This window comes from Streptomyces sp. NPDC001714 (genome assembly GCF_042892755.1).
Taxonomy (GTDB): Bacteria; Actinomycetota; Actinomycetes; order Streptomycetales; family Streptomycetaceae; genus Streptomyces.
In genome coordinates, this window is sequence record NZ_JBIAUL010000009.1 from 321550 (window position 1) to 339788 (window position 18239).

At 71.8% G+C, this 18239-nt stretch carries 18 protein-coding genes; 8 read left to right on the forward strand and 10 right to left on the reverse strand.

Annotated elements, in window-relative coordinates; translation table 11 throughout:
• Window positions 1-11: 11 nt before the first annotated feature.
• Window positions 12-1454 (reverse strand): family 2B encapsulin nanocompartment shell protein, encoded by a 1443-nt coding sequence (locus ACFY0P_RS25085; protein WP_388917075.1) that lies wholly within the window; start codon window positions 1452-1454, stop codon window positions 12-14.
• Window positions 1455-1682: 228 nt separating this feature from the next.
• Window positions 1683-2690 (reverse strand): zinc-binding alcohol dehydrogenase family protein, encoded by a 1008-nt coding sequence (locus ACFY0P_RS25090; protein WP_388917297.1) that lies wholly within the window; start codon window positions 2688-2690, stop codon window positions 1683-1685.
• Between the two features lie 148 nt (window positions 2691-2838).
• On the opposite strand from ACFY0P_RS25090, the gene ACFY0P_RS25095 reads away from it, so the two are divergent.
• Entirely contained in the window at window positions 2839-3633 is a 795-nt protein-coding gene (locus ACFY0P_RS25095) for a VOC family protein (protein WP_388917078.1), read from the forward strand.
• 47 nt (window positions 3634-3680) lie between these two features.
• Window positions 3681-4382 (forward strand): ribonuclease H, encoded by a 702-nt coding sequence (locus ACFY0P_RS25100; protein WP_388917081.1) that lies wholly within the window; start codon window positions 3681-3683, stop codon window positions 4380-4382.
• 26 nt (window positions 4383-4408) lie between these two features.
• On the opposite strand, the gene ACFY0P_RS25105 is transcribed toward ACFY0P_RS25100, so the two are convergent.
• Window positions 4409-5239, reverse strand: coding sequence for a tyrosinase family protein (locus ACFY0P_RS25105; protein WP_388917084.1), 831 nt, complete (start codon window positions 5237-5239; stop codon window positions 4409-4411).
• A gap of 36 nt (window positions 5240-5275) precedes the next feature.
• A complete protein-coding gene (locus ACFY0P_RS25110) occupies window positions 5276-5683 on the reverse strand; it encodes a tyrosinase cofactor (protein WP_388917087.1) in 408 nt (135 codons plus the stop codon).
• Between the two features lie 344 nt (window positions 5684-6027).
• Between ACFY0P_RS25110 and ACFY0P_RS25115 the strand changes: the two genes are divergently transcribed.
• From ACFY0P_RS25115 to ACFY0P_RS25125, 3 genes are all read left to right on the forward strand, one after another.
• Window positions 6028-7218, forward strand: a complete 1191-nt coding sequence (locus ACFY0P_RS25115; RefSeq protein ID WP_388917090.1) for an FAD-dependent monooxygenase — start codon at window positions 6028-6030, stop codon at window positions 7216-7218.
• Window positions 7219-7316: 98 nt separating this feature from the next.
• A complete protein-coding gene (locus ACFY0P_RS25120; protein WP_388917093.1) occupies window positions 7317-8810 on the forward strand; it encodes an MFS transporter in 1494 nt (497 codons plus the stop codon).
• Entirely contained in the window at window positions 8807-9415 is a 609-nt protein-coding gene (locus ACFY0P_RS25125; RefSeq protein ID WP_388917096.1) for a TetR family transcriptional regulator, read from the forward strand. The genes ACFY0P_RS25120 and ACFY0P_RS25125 overlap by 4 nt, the downstream gene beginning before the upstream one ends.
• On the opposite strand, the gene ACFY0P_RS25130 is transcribed toward ACFY0P_RS25125, so the two are convergent.
• Window positions 9412-10308: a LysR family transcriptional regulator gene (locus ACFY0P_RS25130; RefSeq protein WP_388917099.1), complete on the reverse strand. Its 897-nt coding sequence runs from the start codon at window positions 10306-10308 to the stop codon at window positions 9412-9414. The two genes, ACFY0P_RS25125 and ACFY0P_RS25130, sit on opposite strands and share 4 nt — an antisense overlap.
• Window positions 10309-10440: 132 nt before the next feature.
• Here ACFY0P_RS25130 and ACFY0P_RS25135 point away from each other — a divergent pair, with 132 nt between their 5' ends.
• On the forward strand, window positions 10441-11337 hold the full coding sequence (locus ACFY0P_RS25135) for an SDR family oxidoreductase (protein ID WP_388917102.1): 897 nt from the start codon (window positions 10441-10443) through the stop codon (window positions 11335-11337).
• Between the two features lie 70 nt (window positions 11338-11407).
• Here ACFY0P_RS25135 and ACFY0P_RS25140 read toward each other — a convergent pair whose 3' ends face one another.
• The gene (locus tag ACFY0P_RS25140) at window positions 11408-13114 is read right to left on the reverse strand and encodes a cholesterol oxidase substrate-binding domain-containing protein (protein ID WP_388917105.1); all 1707 of its coding nucleotides are present in this window, start codon (window positions 13112-13114) and stop codon (window positions 11408-11410) included.
• Window positions 13115-13251: 137 nt separating this feature from the next.
• Between ACFY0P_RS25140 and ACFY0P_RS25145 the strand changes: the two genes are divergently transcribed.
• Together ACFY0P_RS25145 and ACFY0P_RS25150 are read left to right on the forward strand one after the other, a co-directional pair.
• A complete protein-coding gene (locus ACFY0P_RS25145) occupies window positions 13252-14235 on the forward strand; it encodes an aldo/keto reductase (protein WP_388917108.1) in 984 nt (327 codons plus the stop codon).
• Window positions 14236-14318: 83 nt separating this feature from the next.
• Entirely contained in the window at window positions 14319-14804 is a 486-nt protein-coding gene (locus ACFY0P_RS25150; protein ID WP_388917111.1) for a DUF6328 family protein, read from the forward strand.
• A gap of 6 nt (window positions 14805-14810) precedes the next feature.
• Here the strand turns inward: ACFY0P_RS25150 and ACFY0P_RS25155 are convergent, their stop codons facing one another.
• The 4 genes from ACFY0P_RS25155 to ACFY0P_RS25170 all read right to left on the reverse strand — a co-directional run bounded on the left by ACFY0P_RS25155 (window position 14811) and on the right by ACFY0P_RS25170 (window position 18235).
• Window positions 14811-15479, reverse strand: coding sequence for a DUF2238 domain-containing protein (locus tag ACFY0P_RS25155; RefSeq protein ID WP_388917114.1), 669 nt, complete (start codon window positions 15477-15479; stop codon window positions 14811-14813).
• Between the two features lie 68 nt (window positions 15480-15547).
• The gene (locus ACFY0P_RS25160) at window positions 15548-15973 is read right to left on the reverse strand and encodes an SsgA family sporulation/cell division regulator (protein ID WP_388917117.1); all 426 of its coding nucleotides are present in this window, start codon (window positions 15971-15973) and stop codon (window positions 15548-15550) included.
• A gap of 143 nt (window positions 15974-16116) precedes the next feature.
• Entirely contained in the window at window positions 16117-17172 is a 1056-nt protein-coding gene (locus ACFY0P_RS25165) for a hypothetical protein (RefSeq protein ID WP_388917120.1), read from the reverse strand.
• Between the two features lie 91 nt (window positions 17173-17263).
• The gene (locus ACFY0P_RS25170; protein ID WP_388917123.1) at window positions 17264-18235 is read right to left on the reverse strand and encodes an LLM class F420-dependent oxidoreductase; all 972 of its coding nucleotides are present in this window, start codon (window positions 18233-18235) and stop codon (window positions 17264-17266) included.
• Window positions 18236-18239 lie beyond the last annotated feature (4 nt).

The following is an 18239-nucleotide window of genomic DNA, read 5'->3' on the forward strand; positions in this document are numbered from 1 at the left end:
GCTCCAGGCCGTCAGTCGGCGGTGCGGCCGAGCTGGACGTTCTCCAGGATCCCGGCCGCGTCGGGGACCAGGACGGCGAGCGAGTAGTAGGCGGTGACCAGGTAGTTGATGACGGCCTGCTCGTTGACGCCCATGAAGCGGACGTTCAGGCCGGGCTGGAACTCCTCGGGGATACCGGTCTGGTAGAGGCCGATGACCCCCTGGTCGGCCTCGCCGGTGCGCAGCGCGATGATGCTGCTGGTGTGGTCGTCGCTGATCGGGATCTTGCTGCACGGGTAGATCGGGACCCCGCGCCAGGCCGGGATCTCGTGCCCGTCGACGTTGGTCGACGGCGGCACCAGGCCGCGCCGGTTGCACTGCCGGAAGAAGGCCGCGATCGCCTTGGGGTGGGCCAGGATCACCTTGGTCTTGCGGCGCATGGAGATCAGTTCGTCCATGTCGTCCGGGGTCGGCGGACCGGTGAACGAGCTGATCCGCTGCCCGTAGTCGATGTTGTGCAGGAGCCCGAACTCCCGGTTGTTGACCAGCTCCCACTCCTGGCGCTCGCGGATCTCCTCCACCGTCAGGCGCAGCTGCTGCTGGGTCTGGTCCATCGGGTGGTTGTAGAGGTCGGCGACCCGGGAGTGCACCCGCAGCACGGTCTGGGTGAGCGACAACTCGTACTCGCGCGGCGCGAGTTCGTAGTCCACGAAGCCGCCCTGGAGGGTCGGCTCGCCGGTGTGGCCGGCCTGCACCGGCACCTCGGCCTCGCCCTTGCGGTTCATCGGCAGCCGCTGCCGGTCGACATAGGCCTGCAGATGGGCGCCGAGCGACGGCACCCGGTCCATGATCTCCTCGGCGACCGCCCAGGGCAGCGCGAGGACCACGCCCGCCGTCTCGGCCCGCACCGAGGTGAGCCAGAGCGGATCGGTCTGGCCGACCGCCTCGTCGCCCATCTGGTCGCCGTCGGTGACGACCCCGACGACCTCCTCCTCGCCGTACTTGCCGGCCGCGTACCGGATGAACCGGCCGTGCACCACCAGATAGGTCTCGGTGACCGGCTGCCCCGCCTCGAACAGCACCTGCCCGGCCCGGACCTCGCGGGGCTGGAACCGGTCGGCGAGCCGGGTCAGCGCGCCCAGGTCGTCGTAGCCGCGCAGGATGGGCAGTTCGGTGAGGGTCTGCGGGATGACCCGGATGTCGTCGCCGCCGTTGTGCTCGAAGCTCACCCGGCCCCGCCCGGTGCGCAGTTGGAGGCGCCGGTTGACCCGGTAGGTGCCGCCCTTGACGTCCACCCACGGCAGTGTCTTCAGCAGCCACCGGGAGGTGATGGCCTGCATCTGCGGTTCGGACTTGGTGGTCGTGGCGAGCTGGCGTGCCGCCCGGGTGCTCAGGCTGGTGAGCTGCCCGTCGGTGGTCGGATCCGGCTCGGGCTCGTCGACGGCGGAGCCGATGACGCTGTCCGGTGTGGACACATTCCCTCCAGCAGAGAGGTGAACAACGGTGACCCGGAGGGTCGGTGGTGTGCGAGGTGGTGGTGCGCACGGACAAGCCAAACAGCCTTGGTGATCTAGGGATACGGCGCGAAAGGGGCGGTTGCATGCCTTAGTTGCGCAAACCTGGTGTTCGGGGTGGAAAGGGTGGTGTTTCCCGATCGTGCGCCGGTCGCCCGCTCTCGTACCCGGGGCCGCCCGGGGTTGAGCTCAGGAAAGGTCGTTCACCAGCACCGCGGCCCCGTCGAACCGCCCGGCCTTCAGGTCCCGCAGGGCTTGCGGGGCCTGGGACAGCGGGTAGGCGTGGGTGGTCGCGTGCACGCCGTGCCGCTCGGCGAGGGCGAGGAACTCCCGCCCGTCGGCACGGGTGTTGGAGGTGACGCTGCGCAGCTCCCGCTCGTAGAACAGCTCGCGCTCGTAGTTCAGCGACGGCACGTCGCTGAGGTGGATGCCCGCGACCGCCAGCACCCCGCCCCGGTCCAGGGCGCGCAGCGCGACCGGCACCAGGTCGCCGACCGGCGCGAACAGGATCGCGCTGTCCAGCGGCTCGGGCGGCGGCTCGTAGGCGTCCCGCGCCGAGGCCGCGCCCAGCTCCACGGCCAGCCGCCGCGCCTCGGCGCCCCGGGTGAGCACGTGCACCCGCGCGCCCTCGGCGAGCGCCACCTGCGCGCACAGATGGGCGCTGCCCCCGAAGCCGTACAGGCCCAGCCGCCCGCCCGCCGGAAGCGACGCCCGGCGCAGCGCGCGATGACCGATGATCCCGGCGCACAGCAGCGGCGCGAGCGCGACGTCGTCGAGGGCACCGGGCAGCCGGTAGGCGAAGGCGGCCGCTACGGTCGTGTACTCCGCGTAACCGCCGTCGGCGTCCCAGCCGGTGTACTCCGAGTGCGGACACAGGTTCTCGGCGCCCCGCAGGCAGTACGCGCACTCCCCGTCCGTGCGCCGCAGCCAGGCCACCCCGACCCGGTCGCCGACCGCGAAGTCCGCCACCCCGGCGCCCATGCCCGCGACCACGCCGACCACCTCGTGCCCAGGAGTCACGCCGGGCCGGCGCACCGGCAGGTCCCCCTCGGTGACATGCAGATCGGTACGGCACACCCCGCAGGCCCGCACCCGCACCAGCAGCTCGTCCGCCCCGGGCACCGGCACCGGCCGCTCGACCAGCCGCAGCGGATCCGCCTCGGCCGGCCCGGGCCGCTCCACCGACCATGCCCGCATCACGTCCGCCATACCGCGCCCCGTCCACCGAAGGCCGCCGACTCCCCTTCCAGTGTCCGCCGGAGTCGGGCGTTCGGCGCGCGGGCGGACCGCCCGGTGGCTAGCGTGAGAAACCGGGAGAACCCGCACGATCGGAAGGTCCGCGGCGATGGCGACACAACCTGAAGGAACCCCTTGTTGGGCCGACGCGATGTTCAGCGACCTGGAGGGGGCCAAGAGTTTCTACGGCGAGGTCCTCGGCTGGACCTTCGGCGAATCGTCCTCGGAGTACGGCAACTACACCCAGGCCTACGCGAACGGCAAGGCCGTCGCCGCCGTCGTACCGCCCATGCCCGGTCAGGAGGGGCAGTCGCAGTGGTGCCTCTACCTCGCCTCGCCGGACGCGGCGGCCACCGCCGCACGGATCCGGGCGAACGGCGGCGAGGTGCTGATGGAGCCGATGCAGGTGGGCGAGTTCGGCACCATGTGCCTGGCCCGTGAGCCCAGCGGCGCGGTGTTCGGGATCTGGCAGGGCGGTGTCCACGAGGGCTTCGAGGCCACGGCGGTGCCCGGCGCCTACTGCTGGGCGGAGTTCTTCACCCGCGAGCCCGAGCAGACCGACCCCTTCCTCGCGGCCGTCTTCCCCTACATGGTCCGGCAGATCGAGGACAGCAACGTCGACTTCCGTACCTTCCACCTCCGTGAGCAGCCCGTCCTCGGCCGGATGCGGATGACCGACGACTTCCCGCCCGAGGTGCCCTCGTACGTGAACGTGTACTTCGCCGTCGCCGACTGCGACGAGGCCGTCGCCAAGGCGACGAAGCTCGGCGCGGCGCTCCGGTTCGGGCCGATGACCAGCCCCTTCGGCCGGATGGCGGCGCTCACCGATCCGCAGGGCGCGAACTTCTCGGTGATCGACGTCACGACCACCGAGGGTGAGATGCCGTCCAGCGCGGAGGTCTGACCAGGGCGGATCCCGGGCCACGGCCGGGCACCCCGCCCGGCCGTGGCATGATCGGGCCCATGCGTGAACGAGTGGTGGCCGCGTGCGACGGGGCTTCTAAGGGAAACCCGGGACCGGCCGGCTGGGCCTGGGTGGTGTCCGACGACGCGGAGACTCCGGCCCGCTGGGAGGCCGGGCCGCTCGGCAAGGCCACCAACAACGTGGCCGAACTGACCGCCCTGGAACAGCTGCTGGCGGCCACCGACCCGGACGTGCCGCTCGAGGTGCGGATGGACTCGCAGTACGCGATGAAGGCCGTCACCACCTGGCTGCCCGGCTGGAAGCGCAACGGCTGGAAGACCTCCGGCGGCAAGCCGGTCGCCAACCAGGACCTGGTCGTCCGCATCGACGAACTCCTCGACGGCCGCACCGTCGACTTCCGGTACGTCCCCGCCCACCAGGTCGACGGCGACCCGCTCAACGACTTCGCCGACCGTGCGGCCAGCCAGGCGGCCACGGTCCAGGAGGCCGCGGGCAGCGCCCTCGGCTCCCCGGTACCGCCGCCGTCACAGGCGGCCGCCGCCTCCGCCGCGGCCCCGCGCCGCAAGGCGGCACCCCGCAAGAGTGCGGCGGGCGGCTCCTCGTCCCGCACCATCAAGGCCAAGTTCCCGGGCCGCTGCCTGTGCGGCCGTTCCTACGCGGCCGGCGAGCCGATCGCCAAGAACGCGCAGGGCTGGGGCCACCCGGAGTGCCGTACGGCCGAGGCCTGACGCGGAGACCTGGTGCCGAGACCTGATCAGTCCTCCAGGGTGTCGAACGTGTAGAACTTCGTGTGGTCGAGCAGATCCGCCGGCCGCACGTCGTTCCACGGCTTCATCGTCTCGTCCAGGTCCACCACGTCCGGCGTGCCGCCGCCCGGTACGTAGGCCGCCCCCGGGTGCCGGCGCTGCCACCGGGCCCACAGCTTGTCGACGAAGGCGTGGTGCAGCCAGAACACCGGGTCGTTGGGGGAGACCCCGGTGGCCATCTGCCCGCCGACCCAGACGTGGACCCTGTTGTGCAGGTTGACCCCGCGCCAGCCCTCCAGATGGTTCCGGAAGCCGTCCGAGGCGCTGTTCCAGGGCGCCATGTCGTACGTCGCCATGGACAGCACCGAGTCGACCTCGGCCCGGGTCGGCAGCTCGCGCACGCCCGTCCCGAGCGACCTGCGCAGATAAGTACGCCCGTCCACACGGACGTCGACCGGCCAGTTCCCGCCGGCCGCGGCGAACGGCCCGTCCGTCACCCGCCCGTCCGAACTGCGCCCGGTACCGCCGAGGAAGTCCGGTGCCCAGAGGGAGGCGCGGACCGTCCGGTCGGTGCTCCAGTCCCAATAGGGGAGCGCGACGGAGGAGTCCACCGACTGCAGGGCCTGCTCGAAGTCGAGCAGGAATCTGCGGTGCCAGGGCAGGAACGACGGCGAACGGTGGCCGGTGCGCTCCGAGTCGTCGGTGTCGGACATGATGAAGGCGTTGTGCGTGCGCACGAAGTCGTCGTAACGTCCGTTGCGCTTCAGCTCGAGGACGGCGGTGACGAACCGCCGCTTCTCGTCGGCGGTCAGACTGGCCTGGTTCCTGCGTACGGTCATGTGCGGGAAGCTCCTTGAACGGGGCGATCAGGGCGGTCAGTTGGCCGGGAACGGCAGCAGCGCGGCGCCCTGCAGCTCGTCGACCGCGGCGCGGGCGGCGGCGCGCGGGGTGGCGACCGGGTCGTAGTGGCTGACCACGCTGATCCAGCTGCCGTCGGCGTTCCGCATCACGTGCAGTTCGACCCCGTCCACGAACACCGCGTATCCGGCGCCGTGTCCGTGGTGGTGACCGCCCCCCATGCCCTTCATTCCGCCCATGTCGCCCATGCCGGACGGCCGGCCCTGTATTCGGCGGCCCCTGTAGACCTCGTCGAAGGGTTCGAGTGCTCCCTCGTGCGAGTGGCCGGCGGCCGAGGCGCCGGACGCGACGAGGGTCTGGGCACCGGCCGCGGCGGCGAGGGCGGCCGCCGCGGTGAGGGCGCGACGGCGGGTGAGTTCGGGCATGCGGATGCTCCTGTGACGGGTGCGGGTGATGTCCCCGTATGCCTATCCGCCCGCTTCGGGGCGGGAGAAATCGCCCGGATCCGGTTGGCTGTGATCAGGACAATTGGCTACATGTCCTACAAGATTAAATGAAGATGATCTTGCTGCGGCGCCGGCTCCGCCGGACCCGGAACGGGGAATTCCTTGCCCGGGTGCGCGGCTTTCCGGTGATCTTTCGCGGCGGTCCGCCGTCCGGGTGGCGTGGCTCACGGCGTCGATCTGGCGCGATTCGAAAGCCCGGGCCGGGTCTCCGCGCGCTGCTACTCTCCGATGCCAGTTGACCACGTTCGGTATGACTCAGAGGTGTGTGCGTGAAGGTCGTCTGCGTCGGAGGCGGGCCCGCCGGCCTGTATCTCGCGATCCTGCTCAAGCGGCAGAACCCGTCCCGCGACATCGCCGTCCACGAGCGCAATCCCGAGGGCTCCACCTACGGCTGGGGCGTCACCTACTGGCGCGCCCTGCTCGACCGGCTCCACACCTACGACCCCGAGTCGGCCCGGGCCATCGAGGGAAGCTCGGTGCGCTGGACCCAGGGCGTCGCCCACGTCCGCGACCGGATGACCCGGCAGCCCGGCGACGCGGGCCACGGCATCGGCCGCCACCGCCTCCTGGAGATCCTCGCGAAACGCGCCCGCGACCTCGGGGTCCGGCTGGTGTTCGAGAACGAGATCACTCCCGGGAACCTCCCCGAGGCCGACCTGGTCGTCGCCGCCGACGGCATCCACAGCGCCCTGCGCACCCAGCACGCAGACCACTTCGGCACCGAGGCCACCGAGGGCCGCAACCACTACGTGTGGCTCGGCACCACCCGGGCCTTCGACTCCTTCACCTTCGCATTCGTCGAGACCGAGCACGGCTGGGTCTGGTGCTACGGCTACCCGTACGACGACGGGCACAGCACCTGCGTCATCGAGTGCGCCCCGGCCACCCTCGCGGGCCTCGGCCTCGACGCGATGCAGGAGGCCGACCAACTGGCCCTGCTGGAGAAGCTGTTCGCCGGCATCCTCGACGGCCACCCGCTGATCGGCGGCTCCTCGGCGGCCTGGCCGGCCTTCCGCACCCTCACCAACCGCACCTGGCACCGCGGCAACCTCGTCCTGCTCGGCGACGCCGCCCACACCACCCACTACTCCATCGGCGCCGGCACCACCCTCGCCCTGGAGGACGCGATGTGCCTCGCCGACGCCCTGCGCGACCACGCCGCCCTGCCCGAGGCCCTCGCCGCCTACGAAGGGCGGCGCCGGGCCGAACTGGTCTCCGCCCAGAGCGCCGCCCGCCTCAGCGCCCAGTGGTACGAGAACCTGCCCCGCTACATCGGCCTGCCCCCGCACCGCATGTTCGCCCTGCTCGGTCAACGGCACTCGCCCCTGCTGCCGTACGTCCCGCCGCAGCTCTACTACGGCCTCGACAAGGCCGCCGGACGGCTGGAGGTGCTGCGCAGGTTCAAGCGGTGGCTCGGGCCACGGGCGGCGCGCGCCCTGCACGTCCGGTCATAGGCGCCCCACGGCCGCGGAGTGGGTTGGGTGAATACCCATTCACCCGATAGGGTGAATGGGTATTCACCTCCTTATCCGCGTCGCCCGCAGGAGTGCCGATGGACCAGCCCGCCCCGACAGCCGGCCACCCGGGATCGCCCGCCGCAGCGCCCCCGCTGCGGGAACGGCTGACCATCCCGGTGCTGGCCTACGGCGGGATCCTCATGGCCGTCATGCAGACGGTGGTCGTGCCGCTCCTGCCGGACCTGCCCCGGCTCACCCACTCCTCGGCCGGCGCCGTCTCCTGGATGGTCACCGCGACCCTGCTCGCCGGGGCCGTCCTCACCCCGGTGCTCGGCCGGGCCGGCGACATGTACGGCAAGCGCCGGGTGCTCACCGGGGCCCTCGCCCTGATGACCGTGGGCTCCGTGATGTGCGCCCTGTCGTCGGACATCGCCGTGCTGATCGTCGCCCGCGCGTTCCAGGGGGCCGCCGCTTCCGTGGTACCGCTCTCGATCAGCATCCTGCGCGACGAACTCCCGCCCGAGCGCCGGGGATCGGCGGTGGCGCTGATGAGCTCCACCGTCGGCATCGGCGCCGCGCTGGGCCTGCCGCTGGCCGCGCTGGTGGTGCAGTACTACGACTGGCACACGATGTTCTGGCTGACCAGCTTCCTCGGCGCGCTGGGCGTCGCGGCCGTGTGGTGGGCGGTGCGGGAGTCGCCGGTGCGCGAGAGCGGCCGGTTCGACGTCCTCGGGGCGCTCGGGCTGGCCGTCGGGCTGACCTGCCTGCTGCTCGGCGTCTCGCAGGGCGGCGAGTGGGGCTGGGGCAGCCCGCGCGTCCTCGGACTGTTCGGCGCCGCGGTCCTCGTGCTGGCCCTGTGGTGGTGGCAGCAGCTGCGGACCGAGCGGCCCCTGGTCGACCTGCACCTCGTGTCCCGGCCGCGGGTCGGCCTCTCGCACGTCGCCGCCCTGCTGACCGGCTTCGCCTTCTACGCCAACTCCCTGGTCACCGCCCAGTTGGTGCAGGCGCCCAAGGCCACCGGATACGGCCTCGGCCTGTCGATCGTGGCCACCGGCCTGTGCCTGCTCCCCGGCGGCGTGACCATGCTGCTCTTCTCGCCGCTCTCCGCCCGGATCTCCGCCGCCCGCGGCCCGCGCATCACCCTGGCACTCGGCGCCGCGGTCATCGCCTGCGGATACGTGGTCCGCATCGCCGACAGCCGCGACCTCTGGATGATCATCCTGGGCGCCACCGTCGTGGCCACCGGCACCACCCTCGCCTACTCCGCGCTGCCCACGCTGATCCTGCGGGCCGTCCCGGCGAGCCAGACCGCCTCCGCCAACGGCGTCAACGTCCTCATGCGCACCATCGGCCAGGCCACCTCCAGCGCCGCCGTGGCCGCCGTCCTCACCCATCACACCAGCCTCGTCGGCGGCGCTCCGGTCGCCACGCTGCACGGCTACCTGCTGGCGTTCGCGATGGCCGGCGTCGTCGCCCTCGTGGCCGGCGCCGCGGCCCTGTCCATACCCGGCGACAAGGCCCCTGGCGACACGCCCCGTGCCCAGGCCCGGGCCGGGAGTGCGAGGGACGACGCGCTGGAGGGAGCATGAGTGCCGTGAGCACCCGATCCGGCACCCCCGCCGCACCCGCCCCGGCCCCCGCCCGCCGGGACGCCGAGGCCACCAGGGCGGCCATCCTCAAGGCCGCCCGTTACCTCCTGGCCCGGCACGCGCACGCCGACATCACCCTCAAGGACGTCGCCGAACGCGCCGGGGTCAGCGCGCCGCTGATCCTCAAGTACTTCGGCAACAAGGACAGCCTGTTCGCCCGCGTCATGTCCTTCGACACCGACGCGGCCGCCCTGCTGGACGCACCCCTGGCGGACCTCGGCCGGCACATGGTCCGGCACGTCCTGGAGAGCCAGCGCGACCGCGGCGCCGACCCGCTGCTGCGGATCGCCTTCGCGCCCCTGCACGGCGACCACGGAGACGTGCTGCGCGCCAACTTCCGCGCTCACGTGGTCGACGCCCTGGCCGCCCGGCTCACCGGACCCGACCCGGAGCTGCGCGCCGAACTCGCCGTCGCCCAGCTCATCGGCCTGGGCGTGATGTACGGCATCGCCCGTGGCCCGCGGCTGCGCGACTCCGCGGCCACCGACATCGGCGACATCGCCGACCGCTACGGCCCGGCCGTCCAGGCCCAGTTGACCCCCTAGGCCGGCTCCGGCCCCGTCAGCAGCGCCTCGGCCGACCTCCGGAAGGCGGCCGGCAGCCGGTGATCGTCCCCGGCGCGGGTCGCCAGGACCACGTGGCTCGGTTCGACACCGTGCAGCGGGACCGCGGTCAGGTCGGGGCGGATGGCCGCGCCCGGTACCCAGGGCACGATCGCCACGGCCTGCCCGGCGGCGACATGCTCGAACTTGTCCTCCACCGCGCCGATCAACGGCCCGTCGGGCGCCGGGCTGCCGTCCGGCCGGGGATCGATGCGCCAGAACGCGTTCCAGAGCGGATCCTTCCCCCGGGGCAGCGGTTCGTCGGCGATGTCGTCGAGCGTGACCGACTCCTTCCCGGCCAGCCGGTGGTCCAGCGGGACGACCAGAACGCGCGGCTCGTCGTAGAGGACCGTCACCCGCAGCCCGTCGGCGCACAGCGGCAAACGGGTCACGACCGCGTCCACCCGTCCCGTCAGCAGAGCCTCACGCGGCTCGTTCCAGCCGAGATGCAGGGTCCGCACGTCGGCGTCCGGGAAGCGGCGGCGCAGATCGCGCACGGCGGCGGTGACGAAGATCCCGTTGATGTAGCCGACGGTGATCCGGCTGGGCTCGGCGGCGGCCCGGGTGACGGCCGCGGCCTCTCCCGCTGCCCGCAGCAACGCCCCGGCCCGCGGCAGGAACACCTCGCCGGCCTCGGTGAGCCGGGCACCCTGCGGGGTGCGGTCGAAGAGCCGCGCCCCCAGCACCCGCTCCAGCCGCTGGATCTGCCGGCTCAGCGCCGGCTGGGTGATGTGCAGGGCGTCGGCAGCCCGCCCGAAGTGCCGCTGTCCGGCGACGACGGTGAAGTACCGGACGAGCCGCAGATCGAGGTCAGGGGCAGAAGCCGGATCAGCCATACCCCCAGGATAGGGCCCGCGACCTGCGCCGATGCCTGAAATGCATGGCGTATTGCGAAACAGGCTTTGGACGCCCGCCGCCCACCGGCCGAACGATGGGAGCACCACCCCATCCCTCGAAGGAGACCCATCATGCGGGTATTCGTCACCGGCGGCAGCGGCTTCATCGGCTCCGCCCTCATCCCCGAACTCCTCGGCGCAGGCCACCAGGTCCTCGCCCTCGCCCGCTCGGACAAGGCGGCCGAGTCCCTGCGGGCGGCGGGCGCCGAAGTGCACCGCGGCAGCCTCGACGACACCGAGGACCTGGCCCGCGCGGCGGCCGGAACCGACGGCGTCATCCACCTGGCCTTCAACCACGACGACTTCCCGAACCTCACCGGCGCGGCGGAGAGCGACCTGCGCGTGATCGAGGCGGTCGGGGCGGCCCTGGAGGGCTCGGACCGGCCCTTCGTGGTCACCTCGGGAACCATGATGCTCGCCTCGGTCGACGGGGTGGCGACGGAGGAGGACACCCCGGTACCGGGCACCTACCGCAGTGACTCCGACCTGGCCGCGCTCGCCCTGGCCGAGCGCGGCGTACGGAGCGCGGTGGTCCGCCTGGCCCCCTCGGTGCACGGCCGCGGCGACCAGGGCTTCGTGCCCCGGCTGATCGACGTCGCCCGGCAGAAGGGCGTCGCCGCGTACGTGGGCGACGGCACCAACCGCTGGCCGGCCGTCCACCGCCAGGACGCCGCCCGCCTGTTCCGCCTGGCCCTGGAGTCGGCCCCGGCGGGCGCCGGCCTGCACGGTGCGGCCGATGAGGGAATCCCCTTCAAGGACATCGCGGCGGCGATGGGCAGGGGCCTCGACGTCCCGCTGAAGAGCATCCCGGCGGAAGAGGCGCAGGCCCACTTCGGCTGGCTGGGCATGGCGGCGGCCATCGACAACGCGACATCGAGCGAGCGAACCCGCAAGCTCCTGGGCTGGAAGCCGGAACAGCCGGGTCTGATCGCCGACTTGGAAGAGGGTCACTACTTCAGCGCCCCGTAAGGGGCGCCGGGCGGTATCGATGTGCGGCTCCGCCGCGTGGGCGCGACCAGCCCTCGCAAGCCCGCACAGGTCAACGGCGCACAAGCACCCCGTCCAAGAACCCGTTACTGAAGACCCGGTGCGGATCAAGCCGATCAAGCGTCTCGACCGCCGCATCCCACACCGCACCTCCGAACGACCCCGGAACCCTCGTACCGAGCACCACCTCGTCGCTCCACACACCGGACTCCGTATAACCCCACCCCTTGGACCACTCGACCCGAGTCCCCTCGAACGTCTCGAACAGAAACTCCTCCAACTCCCGCAGGAACGCCTCCGCATGAGGCGTCCCCGGCAGCGTCAGCACATCCAGCCACACAGCGGTGTCGGCCCCCTCCCGGGGCCGCACCGCCGACAGCAACGGCACCTGGGCTCCGGCCACCCCGGCATCGGACGCCTCGTCCAGCCCCGTCACACGGATCTCCACCGACCCGTTGACCGGGAACCGGCCCGACGCGGCGTACGCGGTGAGCCGTTCCCGGTAGAACGAGGTGAACTCGTGCACCACCCGCTGCACGTCGGCCCGCCGCGTCAGCACCGCGTACCCGTTCGCACCGAGCCGCAGGGTGGTCGGCCTGATGTACAGCAGCGTGTTCTTCGACGCCCCCCAGATGTCCGAGGACAGCGTCGCCACCAACCCCAGTGCCGCCACGTCCAGTTGCGTGTTCCCGAGCACCGGAGCCAGGTACCAGGCGGCGTCGGACACCATCCGCCCCACCAGGTCGGCGACCACGGTCGGTACGTTGTCGGAGAAGGGGTAGTTGTACGGCGAGGTCACGTGGCGCGAGGTGAGCGGCCTGACCGGGGCGACGCTCCACTCCTTCAGCCAGGGGTACTCGGTGAAGGCGAACCAGATCGCCTCGACGCGCCCCGAGCGCCGGACGAAGCCGTCCAGGGTCCGGCCACCAAAACCGGGCGCGGCGAACAGTTCTGCGGCCGGGATGTCGGTGCGGCTGACGCACCGCAGGCTGCTGTCCGCCCCCACCCGCAGCACGACCTCGGTGACCAGTGCGCGGCCCAGATGCGCCAGCAGCGCCGCGCAGTCCGCCTCGTCACGCCGGAACGTCCGCAGGACGTACGCTCCGGTGCTCTCGTCCCACACCACCGCCGTCAGCGACAGCACCAGATTGCTCAGCGAGCCGTACGTGTGACCGGGCAGCGGATCCTCGCCGTCGGCCGGTACGGCGGTACCGTGCGCGTCGATCGCCAGCGCCCCGCCGAGCGTCAGATCGCCCGGCGCGGGCGCGGCGGTGAGCCCGAGGCCGTGGCCTTCCAGGAAGGTGAGCAGCGCCTCCAGGGTGACGCCGGTCCCGGCCCGGACCGCCGATGCGGAGTCCAGGGAGAGCCCGGTGAGACGGCTCGCGGTGTCGACGAGCAGAACCTTGTCGCCGGCTCCGGTCCCTTCCGTGATCGTCAAGGGCGACCAGCCGTGCGAGGAGCCACGCGCGCGTACCCGCCACCCGTTCCGCCAGGCCCAGTCGACAACCGAGAGCACCTGGCCGGCGTCGGCCGGGGCACAGGCCCACAGCCCGTCGGCGGTGATCTCGCCGACCCAGTTGCGGTACGCGGACCGGTACAGTTCGACCTCCGCCGGGAAGCCGGGCAGCTCCGCGGCGGCCACGGCCGGATCGGCGGCGAGCAGTACCGGAACGGCGGCGAGCGCGGCGGCGGACCGCAGGAAACCACGACGGCTCCAGCCGTCCGCGGAGGACACGTTGTTCGGTGAATGGTCAACCATGTCGCCACGCTAGGCGCCGGTTGACACACCTCCGATTTCCGTCCATCACATTCACCCGTGTGAGTGAAGGATTCACAGGTGGGCGGGGCCCACCGGCCCGTGACACCGTTGTCGGTGGCGGATGACAGACTGGCGCCATGGACGAACGCGTAATCGGCAGGTCGGGACAGCGGGCATCGGTCGTCGGCCTCGGCACATGGCAGCTCGGCGCCGACTGGGGCGAGGTGGACGACAAGGAGGCCCTCGCCGTTCTGGAGACGGCGGCGGAGTCGGGGGTGACCTTCTTCGACACCGCCGACGTGTACGGCGACGGGCGGAGCGAGCAGACCATCGCCACGTTCCTGCGCGGCAGGCCGGACCTGCATGTGCTGGTGGCCACCAAGATGGGCCGCCGGGTGGACCAGATCCCGGACAACTACGTCCTGGACAACTTCCGCGCGTGGAACGACCGGTCGCGCCGCAACCTCGGCGTGGACCGCCTGGACCTGGTGCAGCTGCACTGCCCGCCGACCCCGGTCTACTCCTCCGACGCGGTGTACGACGCCCTCGACACCATGGTCGAGGAAGAGCGCATCGCGGCCTACGGCGTCAGCGTCGAGACCAGCGCGGAGGCCCTGACCGCGATCGCCCGCCCGGGCGTCGCCAGCGTGCAGATCATCCTCAACCCGTTCCGGATGAAGCCGCTGTACGAGGTGCTCCCGGCCGCCCGGGAGGCCGGCGTCGGCATCATCGCGCGCGTGCCGCTCGCCTCCGGGCTGCTGTCCGGCAAGTACACCAAGGACACCGTCTTCGCGGCCGACGACCACCGCACGTACAACCGGCACGGCGAGGCCTTCGACCAGGGGGAGACCTTCTCCGGCGTGGACTACGCCACGGGCGTCGAGGCCGCCGCCGAGTTCGCCGCCCTCGCCCCCGAGGGGTACACCCCGGCCCAGCTCGCCCTGCGCTGGATCATCGACCAGCCCGGCGTGACCACGGTGATCCCGGGTGCCCGCAACCCGGAGCAGGCCCGCGCCAACGCGGCCGCCGCCAGGCTCCCGGAGCTGTCCGGGGAGACGGTCGCCGCCATCCGCGAGCTGTACGACCGCCGGATCAAGGACCAGGTGGAAAGCCGCTGGTAGCACTGGTCCGGGCCGGGCGCGGCGCCCCCGCCGCCCCCGGCCCGTACCGTTTGGAGGACCGGCTCGGCGGTTACCCGTACTCCATGACCGACCAGGAACGGCGGACCGGGCGCGACGAGACGGAGGAGGAGCGCGCCGACCGGATGTGGGGTGAGCTCATCCAGGAGGTGCGCGTCGCCCAGACCGGTGTGCAGATCCTGTTCGGCTTCCTGCTCACCGTGGTCTTCCAGCAGAAGTACGCCACGCTGTCCGACGTGGACAAGACGATCTACATCGTCACCGTGATTCTCGGCGCGTCCGCCACCGGCGCCCTCATCGGCCCTGTCTCCCTGCACCGACTCGTCGCCGGCCGCAAGGTGAAGCCGCAGGCGGTGCGGACGGCGTCCCGGCTCACCTCGATCGGCCTCTTCCTGCTGCTGGCCACCATGACCGCGTCCCTGGTGCTGATCCTCCGGGTGGCCACCAACGGCAGCCATGTGACCTGGGCGGTGGCGGCCGTCGTCGTCTGGTACCTGGTGTGCTGGTACGGCCTGCCGCTGTGGTCACGGCACCGCAACACCACGCGCTGAGCCGGGTCACCCGACCCGCTGAGCCGCCTCCAGCGCCCGCAGCTGGCGGTCGTGGACCCTGCTCAGCACCAGCACGGACACGGTCGCCCCGATCAGCGCGCAGAACATGTCCCACTGGGTGTCCCACACATCGCCCTGGGTGGCCAGGAAGGCGTCCGCGCCGTGCCCGCCGATCTCGGCCGCCAGCCACTCCAGCAGCTCGAAGAAGGCGCTGAACGCGAGGCAGGAGCACACCGTCAGCGGGGCCAGCCAGCGGCTGCCGCGCAGCGGGGAGGTACGGACGAGCAGCTCCCGGACCAGGACCGCGGGCACGAACCCCTGCATCAGGTGGCCGAAGCGGTCGTACGGGTTGCGGGACAGATGCAAGGTGTCGCGCACCCAGTCGCCCACCGGCACCTCGGCGTAGGTGTAATGGCCGCCGACGGCGAGCACCAGGGCGTGCGCCGTGAGGAGCCCGGCCAGCAGCCCGGTCAGCGGGAAGCGCCGCCAGGTCAGCACCACCAGCGGCAGCCCGATCAGCACCCACACCGTCTCCAGGAACCAGGTCGTACGGTCCCGTGCGCCCCACGCCGAGAGGGCCATGCCGGCCACCACCACTCCGGCGAGCAGGGCCGGCGGCACCCGGCGGGACATTCGGTGCGGAACGGGGCGCGGGCTGGGGTGCACTGCGGTCATCGCGGACTCCTTGTCGTGGGAGCCCCATCGTGGCCGCGGCGTCCGCGCGCCTGCATGAGTACGGCTACTCAGCCGGTGGCGAGGATCTCCGCGAGTACGTCGTCCACCGGGACCTCCTCGCGACCGGGCGGCACGGCCATATAGGTGTCGCTCAGGAAGGCGGCCAGCGCGGGCGCCCACGCGAACACCACCGCGTGGTGGCGGCTGCCGCCGGGCAGGGGGTCGCCGAGGAAATCCATGCGCACTTCCCTCCAGCGCCCCTGCCGTACGGGACGCAGCCGTACGTCCCCGACCCCGACCGGCTCTCTCAGCCCGTCGTTCAGCATCTCGCGGTCCAGCCGCCACCGGGCGAGCACCCGGCCGTCCAGGGTGAACACCGCGGTGACGGCGAACGGGTCACCGGCGTCGTAGGACAGATGGGCGAGGACGGGACAGCGGCCCGTCCCGTCCGTCCGGAGCTGTACGACCAGGGTCCTGTGCACGATGGGGTTCACGCGAGTGGCCTCCGAGAACGATCGCTTGGTGCCCTCTAGTACCCCTCTCACGGGAAAAACGCTCAATCCCGAGCGGAATTGCCCTGCGCCTCCTACGAGAGTCCTCGCGTTCTACGAGTCCCACGCGTTCTACGAGTCGCGTTCTACGAGTCCGACGCGTCCGCGGTGCTCTCGGTGCCCTTGGTGCCGCGCAGCGCGGCCAGGCAGGAGCCGATGGCCTGCTGAAGGTCCTCCAGGCGCTGGACCATGTCGTCCTCGTAGAAGTCCTGGGCGTCGTCGAAGGTGAGCTCCTCGAACGCCTTGGTCGCCTTCTGCAGGCTGTTGTAGAACTTGGTGCGCTTCTCCTGGACCCGGAGTTCGGGGTCGGCCTCCACCGCCTCCACGACCAGGTTCTTGATGGTGTCGTAGGCCTCGGTCGCCCACTCGCCGGTGTCCTCGTCCTCGTCCAGTTCGTCGAGGAGCGACAGATGGCGCTCGGCCTCCTGGCGCAGCTCCGAGGGCGCGTCGACGGTCTGCCCGGCCGGGGTCTTGATCTGGCCCGACTCGGCGATCTGCCGGACGTAGCCGATACGGTCGGCCGAGCGGCTCTCGGTCGCGACCGCCTTCTTCAGGTCGGCGGTGCGGACCACGTCCCGGGCCAGCACGGTCTGCAGGTCCGGGTCCTCCTTGATGCGGTCGAGGAGGGCCGAGCGGGCGGCGCGGGCGGTGGACGGGTCGGCGAGGATCGCGGCGCGCAGCGCGGTGGGGTTCTCGGCCACCTCGAGGGCCTTGGTGGGCCGGATGCCCTCGGCCTCGGCGGCCTCCGCGATGGCGGTGCCGCGCTCGGAGGTGGCACTGTTCCGGGAGACGTAGTAGGTCAACCACACGTCGGAGTCCGGGAGTTCCACCTCCTGGCCCGGCGCGAGCGCCTCGAAGTGCGGGACCAGACCGTCGTCCGCGGCCTTGTCCCAGGCCTTGTAGTAGCGCATCACGCGCTCCGCGGAGCAGCCGGCCAGTTCGGCGAACTCCTTCGCCGACACCTTCGCGGTCTCGTCCGCGCCCTGACCTCCCGGCCGCACGCTGCGGGCCACCATCAGCCCGAACGTCCAGCCTCCGGTCCGCACATAGGCGCCGAACTCACGGGCGTCCCGCGCCACCAGGTCGGAGAGGGGATCCGGGGACGCCGTGGACGTCTCGGACGGGTCGATCGCTAGGGTCACGGAGGACACTCCTGAAGGCTGCCGAACTGCATACGTACCGACGGGCAGCCTATATCGACCCATTGGCCGGGGTTTGCCGTACCGTCGAAGATTAGCCGAGGGCGTCGTGCAGCGCCGGCAGCAGCGTCTTGCGGGACCAGTCGAGGTACTCCGGCTGGGACTCGCCGCCGATCTGCACCAGGGCGACCTCCCCGAACCCGGCCTCGGCGTACGGCCGTACGGCCTCGACGAAGTCGTCCGGGTCGTCCCCGCACGGGATGGACGCGGCCACGTCGTCCTGGGTGACGAACTGGGTCGCGGCCTCGAAGGCGTCCGGGTGCGGAAGTTCGGAGTTGACCTTCCAGCCGCCGCCGAACCAGCGGAACTGGGCGTGCGCGCGCTTCACCGCCGTGTCCCGGTCGGGGTCCCAGCACACCGGCAGCTGCCCGACCCGGGGCTTGCCCGAACCGCCGTGCCGGTCGAAGGCGTCGAGGAGGGACGCCTTCGGCTCGGTGGCGATGACCAGGTCGGCGAGGTGCCCGGCGAGCGTGCAGGACTGTTCGCCGGAGACCGCGATGCCGATCGGCGGCGGTTCGTCCGGGAGGTCCCACAGGCGGGCGGACTCCACGTCGAAGTGGGTGCCCCGGTGGTTCACATGGCCGCCCGCGAACAGCGCCCTGATGATCTCCACCGCCTCTTCCAGCATCTCGTGCCGTACGTCCACCGACGGCCAGCCGCCGCCCACCACGTGCTCGTTGAGATTCTCTCCCGCGCCGAGGCCGAGCCGGAACCTGCCTCCGGACAGCAGTTGCACGGTCGCCGCCTTCTGGGCCACGACCGCCGGGTGGTAGCGGAACGTCGGGCAGGTCACATACGTCATCAGCGGAATCCGCTCGGTGGCCTGGGCGGCGGCCCCGAGCACGCTCCACACGTACGGCGAGTGGCCCTGCGAGCGCAACCACGGAAAGTAGTGGTCCGAGGCCACCGAGAAGTCGAAGCCCGCCTCCTCGGCCCCCACCAGATGGTCCACGAGATCACGTGGGCCGGCCTGCTCGGTCATCATCGTGTATCCGATTTGCACCATAGGC